Source organism: Geminicoccus sp., assembly GCF_035556675.1.
In the GTDB taxonomy this organism is placed as follows: Bacteria; Pseudomonadota; Alphaproteobacteria; order Geminicoccales; family Geminicoccaceae; genus Geminicoccus.
The window spans coordinates 1-6,443 of the sequence record NZ_DATMFZ010000352.1 but is presented as its reverse complement, the minus strand read 5'-3'; the positions used below and the strand labels follow the sequence as shown (position 1 = coordinate 6,443).

Annotated in this window: 7 protein-coding genes and 1 riboswitch; of the genes, 3 read left to right on the top strand and 4 right to left on the bottom strand. The window is 70.0% G+C overall.

All coding sequences use genetic code 11. The features are described 5' to 3' along the window. Both VNS22_RS24810 and gap read left to right on the top strand, forming a co-directional pair. A partial coding sequence (locus tag VNS22_RS24810; protein WP_325737298.1) for a transketolase occupies positions 1 to 1,539 on the top strand: 1,539 nt, incomplete at its 5' end. A 75-nt stretch (positions 1,540 to 1,614) separates the two neighbouring features. Next, entirely contained in the window at positions 1,615 to 2,622 is a 1,008-nt protein-coding gene (gene gap / locus VNS22_RS24805) for a type I glyceraldehyde-3-phosphate dehydrogenase (RefSeq protein WP_325737297.1), read from the top strand. A gap of 59 nt (positions 2,623 to 2,681) precedes the next feature. Here the strand turns inward: gap and VNS22_RS24800 are convergent, their stop codons facing one another. From VNS22_RS24800 to thiM, 4 genes are all read right to left on the bottom strand, one after another. After that, positions 2,682 to 3,356 (bottom strand): TenA family protein, encoded by a 675-nt coding sequence (locus VNS22_RS24800; RefSeq protein WP_325737295.1) that lies wholly within the window; start codon positions 3,354 to 3,356, stop codon positions 2,682 to 2,684. Beyond that, positions 3,353 to 4,159: a bifunctional hydroxymethylpyrimidine kinase/phosphomethylpyrimidine kinase gene (gene thiD / locus VNS22_RS24795; protein ID WP_325737293.1), complete on the bottom strand. Its 807-nt coding sequence runs from the start codon at positions 4,157 to 4,159 to the stop codon at positions 3,353 to 3,355. The genes VNS22_RS24800 and thiD overlap by 4 nt, the downstream gene beginning before the upstream one ends. After that, positions 4,159 to 4,812: a thiamine phosphate synthase gene (gene thiE / locus VNS22_RS24790; RefSeq protein WP_325737291.1), complete on the bottom strand. Its 654-nt coding sequence runs from the start codon at positions 4,810 to 4,812 to the stop codon at positions 4,159 to 4,161. Before thiE ends, thiD begins: the two co-directional genes overlap by 1 nt. Further along, positions 4,809 to 5,606: a hydroxyethylthiazole kinase gene (gene thiM, locus VNS22_RS24785; protein WP_349261889.1), complete on the bottom strand. Its 798-nt coding sequence runs from the start codon at positions 5,604 to 5,606 to the stop codon at positions 4,809 to 4,811. The genes thiE and thiM overlap by 4 nt, the downstream gene beginning before the upstream one ends. Then, positions 5,595 to 5,692, bottom strand: a riboswitch (TPP riboswitch). Its footprint overlaps the gene before it by 12 nt. Positions 5,693 to 5,797: 105 nt before the next feature. Between thiM and VNS22_RS24780 the strand changes: the two genes are divergently transcribed. Continuing rightward, positions 5,798 to 6,443: histone deacetylase family protein (locus VNS22_RS24780; RefSeq protein ID WP_325737287.1), on the top strand; the 646-nt coding region annotated here is incomplete at its 3' end.

Sequence of the window (6,443 nt, the reverse complement as noted above, 5' to 3'; positions counted from 1 at the left end):
CACCACACCTACGTGATCGCCGGCGATGGCTGCCTGATGGAGGGCATCAGCCACGAGGCAGGTGCGCTCGCCGGGCATCTGAAGCTCAACAAGCTGATCGTGCTCTGGGACGACAACGGCATCTCGATCGACGGCAAGGTGTCGATGGCGTCGTCGGAGGACGTGGCCGCGCGCTTTGCCGCCTATGGCTGGGCGACCGACGCGGTGGACGGGCACGACCCGGACGCGGTGGATGCGGCCATCCGGCGGGCCAAGGGCAATGACCGTCCGACCCTGATCGCCTGCCGCACGGTCATCGGCAAGGGAGCGCCCACCAAGGCCGGCGGCCATGGCGTCCATGGCTCGCCGCTCGGCAAGGAAGAGGCCCAGGCGACCAGGCTGGCGCTGAACTGGGCGCACCAGCCGTTCGAGCTGCCCGAGGCGACGCTGTCCGCCTGGCGCGAGGTCGGCAAGAAGGGGGCGCGCCTCCACGCCGAGTGGCGCGAGCGGCTGGCCGGCTCCAGCCAGGGCGAGGCCTTCCGCACCACGATGGCCGCGAAGCCGTCGGATGCGGCCCGGCTGGCGATGCAGGCCTACAAGGCCAAGCTGGTCGAGGAGCGGCCGAACTGGGCGACGCGCAAGTCGTCGGAGGAGGCGCTCAAGGTCCTCACCGCCCAGATCCCGGAGCTGATCGGCGGCTCGGCGGACCTCACCGGCTCGAACAACACCAAGACGCCGTCCACCGCCTCGATCACGCCCGACGACCTGTCCGGCCGCTACATCCATTACGGCGTGCGCGAGCACGGCATGATGGCGGCGATGAATGGCATCGCCCTGCATGGCGGGCTGATCCCCTATGGTGGCACCTTCCTGGTGTTCACCGACTATTGCCGCCCGTCGATCCGGCTGGCGGCGCTGATGGGCATCCGCTCGATCATGGTCGGCACCCACGATTCCATCGGCCTTGGCGAGGACGGGCCGACCCACCAGCCGGTCGAGCATCTGGCGGCGCTCCGGGCGATCCCGAACCTGCTGGTGCTGCGCCCAGCCGATGCGGTCGAGACGGCGGAATGCTGGGAGATCGCGATCGACACGGTGAACAAGCCGTCGGTGCTGGCCCTGTCCCGGCAGAACCTGCCGGCGGTCCGCACCACCGACAGTGCCGAGAACCTGTGCGCCAAGGGGGCCTATGTGCTGGCCGAGGCGTCGGGCGAGCGGGCGGTCACCATCCTCGCGACCGGCTCGGAGGTGCATATCGCCCTCGAAGCCCGGCGCCGCCTGGAAGAGGCCGGCACGCCGGCCGCGGTGGTGTCGATGCCGTCCTGGGAACTCTTCGCCCAGCAGAACGCTGCTTATCGGGGGCTGGTGCTGGGCACCGCACCGCGCGTGGCGATCGAGGCGGCATCACCATTCGGCTGGACCCGCTTCGTGGAAAGCGAGGATGATGTCGTCGGCATGCGCGGCTTCGGCGCGTCCGGGCCGGCGCCGACCCTCTACCGGGAGTTCGGCATCACCGCGGAGGCGGTCGTGGCCCTGGTCGAGCGCAAGCTCGCTGCCTGAGGGCAGGCGCGAAGAACTGCCAGCAAGTCGCCGGTGCTCTCCTGCACCGGCATGCATGATCGGATGGGAGCAACCATGGTCGTCAGGATCGGCATCAACGGGTTCGGGCGGATCGGGCGCAACGTCTTGCGCGCCATCGCCGAGAGCGGCCGCCAGGACGTCCAGGTCGTCGCGATCAACGACCTGGCGCCCGCCGCCACCAATGCGCACCTGCTGCGCTACGACAGCGTGCACGGCAAGTTCCCGGGCAAGGTCACACTGGAGGGCGACACGCTGGATGTCGGCACCGGTCCGATCCGGGTGACCGCCGAGCGTGACATGGCCAAGCTGGCCTGGGGCGATGTCGGCGCCGACATCGTGATGGAGTGCACCGGCATCTTCACCTCGAAGGAGAAGGCATCCGGCCATCTCCAGGCAGGGGCGAAGAAGGTCATCATCTCGGCACCCGGGGACGGCGCCGACCTCACCGTGGTCTACGGGGTGAACCACCAGGACCTGAAAGCTGGGCACACGGTGATCAGCAACGCGTCCTGCACCACCAACTGCCTGGCGCCGGTCGCCAAGGTGCTGCACGAGGCGGTGGGGATCGTGCGCGGGCACATGACCACCATCCACGCCTTCACCAACGACCAGAACCTCCTGGACGTGTTCCACAAGGACCTCTACCGGGCCCGCTCCGCCACCGAATCGATGATCCCGACCTCGACCGGTGCGGCCAAGGCGGTGGGGCTGGTGCTGCCCGACCTGAAGGGCAAGCTGGACGGCGTGGCGATCCGGGTGCCGACCAAGAACGTCTCGCTGGTCGACCTGACCTTCCTGCCGTCGCGCGACACCTCGGTCGAGGAGATCAACGAGGCGCTCAAGGCCGCGGCCGCCAGCGGCCCGCTCAAGGGCATCCTGAACGTCACTGCCGAGCCCCTGGTGTCGATCGACTTCAACCACGACCCGCACAGCTCGACGGTCGACCTGAAGGCGACCAAGGTGCTGGAAGGCAAGATGGTGCGCGTTGCCTCCTGGTATGACAACGAGTGGGGCTTCTCCAACCGGATGAACGACACGGCGGCCTATCTCGGCACGCTGTGAAGCGCCGGGCATAACCCCTTGGGAACGGCCGCCGATCTGGCGGCCGTTCGTGTTTGGGATCAGACCCGGACCGGCCAGCCGGCCATGCGGTAGGCGCTGTCCCAGAACATCCACTCGTACTGGGCGCAGCGGTGATAGGCCCGGCGCATCCGTGCCTGGGTCGCCTCGCCGGCAGCCTCGGCCATGCGGTCCACCGCCGCCTCGGCGGCCAGCACCGCGTCGCCGAAGGTCTGGTCGGAATAGTTGTCGATCCAGGCGGCGTAGGGGTTGTCCGGCACGGTCACTGCCGCGATCCGGCGGCCGACATCCCAGTAGATCCTAAAGCAGGGCAGGATCGCGGCAGCGCCGACCTCCAGCCCGTCGCGCGCGACGCTCGCCTGCAGGAAATCGGTATAGGCCAGGCAGGCGGGCGAGGGCTCGGCCGCGGCCACCTGTTCCTTGCTGATCCCGAACTTCTCGAAATAGCTCGCATGGAGCGCGCGCTCGACCAGGATGGCGCCCTCGGCGGACTTGGCGAACAGCGCCACCGTGTCGGGATCGGGTGCGACCGCGGCGATCCGGGCGAGCACCCGGCCATATTCCAGCAGGTAGATGGCGTCCTGGATGACGTAGTTCTGGAAGCGTGCCGTCTCCAGGCTGCCGTCGGCGAGCTCGCGGTTGAACGGCAGGTCCAGGATCCGCTCCAGCAGGTCGGCGGTTTCCGCGCGCATCCGGGCGGAGAAGGGCTCGGTCATCGCTCGCTCCAAAGGGCGTGGTAGTGGTGGATCGGCCCGTGGCCCTGGCCGACCTCGAGCTGGTCGGCCCGGGCGATGGCACCGCTCAGCCAGGCCTTGGCGGCACGCACCGCCTCCAGCGGGTCGTCATGGCGGGGCAGGAGGGCGGCGATCGCCGAGGAATAGGAGCAGCCGGTGCCGTGGGTGTTCTTGGTGGCGATGCGCCGCCCGGGCAGCTCCACGACCCGCTGGCCGTCGGCGAACAGGTCCGGTGCGTCGTCCGTGCCCAGATGGCCGCCCTTGAGCACCACTGCCTTCGGCCCGAGCGCCAGCAGGTCGGGGAGCAGGGCGCGCATCTCGGCGAGGTCGGTCGGCTCCGGGCGACCGGTGAGGTCGGCCGCTTCCGGCAGGTTCGGCATGAGCAGGTCCGCCAGCGGCGCCAACTCCTCCCGCACGGCCGCCACCGCCGCCTCGGCCAGGAGCCGGTCGCCGCTTTTCGCGACCATCACCGGGTCCAGCACCACCCGCTTGGCCTGGTGGTTACGCAGGCAGCCTGCGACCGCACCGGCGATCTCGGCGGTCGCCACCATGCCGACCTTGACCGCGTCGATCCGCACATCCGCGAACAGCGTGTCGATCTGCAGGGCCACGAACTCGGGCGGGACGGGATGCACGCCGGTGACCTGCCTGGTGTTCTGTGCGGTCAGCGCGGTGAGCACGGCACAGCCATAGGTGCCGAGCGCCCCGAACGTCTTGAGGTCGGCCTGGATCCCGGCACCGCCGCTGGGATCGGAGCCGGCGATCGTCAGGATGTTGTGGATCATCATTGTCTTCCAGATTCGCGGCCAGCGCGTTCGATCTCGATCATGAGCGCCCGGGCGGCCGCGGTGGGATCGGCCGCCCGGGCCACCGCGCTCACCACGGCGACCCCATCGGCCCCGGCCCGGATCGCTTCCGCGACATTGCCCTGGCCGATCCCGCCGATCGCGACCACCGGCAGGTCGAGCTGGCGCCGGATCGTCGCGAATCGTTCCGGGCCGAGTGCCGGTGCCGCATCGGGCTTGGTGCCGGTCGGGAAGATCGGGCCTAGGCCGACATGGTCGACCAGGGCGGGGTCGACCGCGCCGATCTCGGCCTCGCAGGTGACCGACAGGCCGATGATGGCGTCTTCACCCAGGATCGCGCGGGCGTATTCCGCCGGCAGGTCGTCCTGGCCCAGATGCACGCCGTCGGCACCGGCCGCCAGCGCCAGATCGGCCCGGTCGTTGACGATCACCGGCACGTTCCGGCCATGCAGCCTGGCCCGGACCGCCTGGGCCAGGGCGATCAGGCTGCGGGCACTGGAGCGCTTGTCGCGTAGCTGGATCGCGGTGGCACCGCCCGCAACGGCGGCTTCTGCCAACTCGGCGAACGCGGCAGGTGGGGTGGTGGCCTCGTCCAGCACCACGTAGAGGCGCAGATCGACCCTGCGGCTCACGACAGCCTGGCCCGTTGCTCGAGCGTGGCGGCATCGAGATCAGCCAGGCGATCCAGGATCGCCACCTGCAGCGAGCCCGGCCCTTTCGTCGCCGACGCCGCGATCTCGCCGGCCACGCCCAGGATCGCGCAGGCGGTCAGTGCTGCAATGGCGGGTTCCGGCTCCACGGCGAGGCAGGCGGCACTCAGCGCGGTGAGCGTGCAGCCGAGCCCGGTGACGCGCGTCATCCGCACATCGCCATTGGCGCAGGACCAGACCGAAGCCCCGTCGGTGACCCGGTCGACGGGCCCGGTGACCGCCACGACGCTGCCAGTCGCCGCAGCCAGCGCCTTGGCCGCCTCAAGGGAGGCGGCATCGCCAGCGGTGCTGTCCACACCGCGGGTGGCGCCGATTCCGCCGGCCAGCGCCACGATCTCCGAGCCGTTGCCGCGGATCAGGGTCGGCCGGTGCTGGAGCAGGGCAAACGCGGTGTCGGTGCGAAGCCGCGTGGCACCGGCACCCACCGGGTCCAGCACCCATGGCTTGCCAGCCGTCCTGGCTCTGGCCGCGGCCAGATGCATGGCCGCGATCCAGGGCGGGGACAGGGTGCCGATATTGATCACCAGCGCATCGGCGATGCCGACGAACTCCTCGACCTCCGCCTCGGCATGGACCATGGCGGGAGAGGCACCTACCGCAAGCAGCGCATTGGCGGTCGTGTTCATCACGACATAGTTGGTGATGTTGTGGACGAGTGGGCGACGCGCGCGGATCGCGTCGAGCACCCGCCCGATCGCTGCGGACGGCATGGTCATTGGCCTCCCTTCGCTGGCATGACCCAGAGCAGGTTCGACGGGTTTGATCTCAGTTCGCACGGCGGCGAACACCCCTTGGCGGCGCAGAGGATGGGGGCTCCTGCCCGGATGTCAACATCCGGCGAGGTAGACCTGGAGTGCGGCGCGTGCTGAACCTCGCCTCGAGGAACGACCAACGGAGTGTGATCGGCGTGAACGTCCTAGTCTTCCTCCACGACAGCGCGCTCGAGCACGACACCGGCCCGGGCCACCCGGAATGCCCGGAGCGCTATGCAGCGGTGCAGGCCGGGCTCGACCGGATCGAGGCGGACTGGCTGCTGCGCGAGACCGCTCCTGAGGCCGAGCTGGCAGCCCTGCGGGCGGTCCATGCCGAATCCTATGTACGCGCGGTGCTGGACGCGATCCCGAGCCAGGGTCTGGCCCGGCTCGACCCGGACACGGTGGTCTCGCCCGGCAGCCGCGCAGCAGCGCTGCGCGCACCCGGAGGTGCGGTGGCGGCAGTCGATGCGGTGCTGGGAAGCCGGGTCCAGCGCGCCTTCTCGGCGATGCGGCCGCCCGGCCATCACGCCGAGAGCAGCCGTGCCATGGGCTTCTGCCTGTTCAACAGCATCGCGGTGGCCGCGGCCCATGCCCGGGCCGCCCATGGCGCGGGCCGCATCGCGATCGTGGATTTCGACGTCCACCACGGCAACGGTACCCAGGAGATCTTCTGGGACGACCCGCAGACCCTGTTCGTCTCGACCCACCAGTGGCCGCTCTACCCCGGCACCGGTGCCGCGGGGGAGCGGGGTGCCCATGGCAACATCCTGAACCTGCCGCTGCCGCCCGGCACGGACG

Excerpts from the sequence above, each read along its gene's own strand:
- thiD (WP_325737293.1), bottom strand. The coding sequence starts at position 4,159 with ATGATCCACAACATCCTGACGATCGCCGGCTCCGATCCCAGCGGCGGT.
- VNS22_RS24800 (WP_325737295.1), bottom strand. The coding sequence starts at position 3,356 with ATGACCGAGCCCTTCTCCGCCCGGATGCGCGCGGAAACCGCCGACCTG.
- thiM (WP_349261889.1), bottom strand. The coding sequence starts at position 5,606 with ATGACCATGCCGTCCGCAGCGATCGGGCGGGTGCTCGACGCGATCCGC.
- gap (WP_325737297.1), top strand. The coding sequence starts at position 1,615 with ATGGTCGTCAGGATCGGCATCAACGGGTTCGGGCGGATCGGGCGCAAC.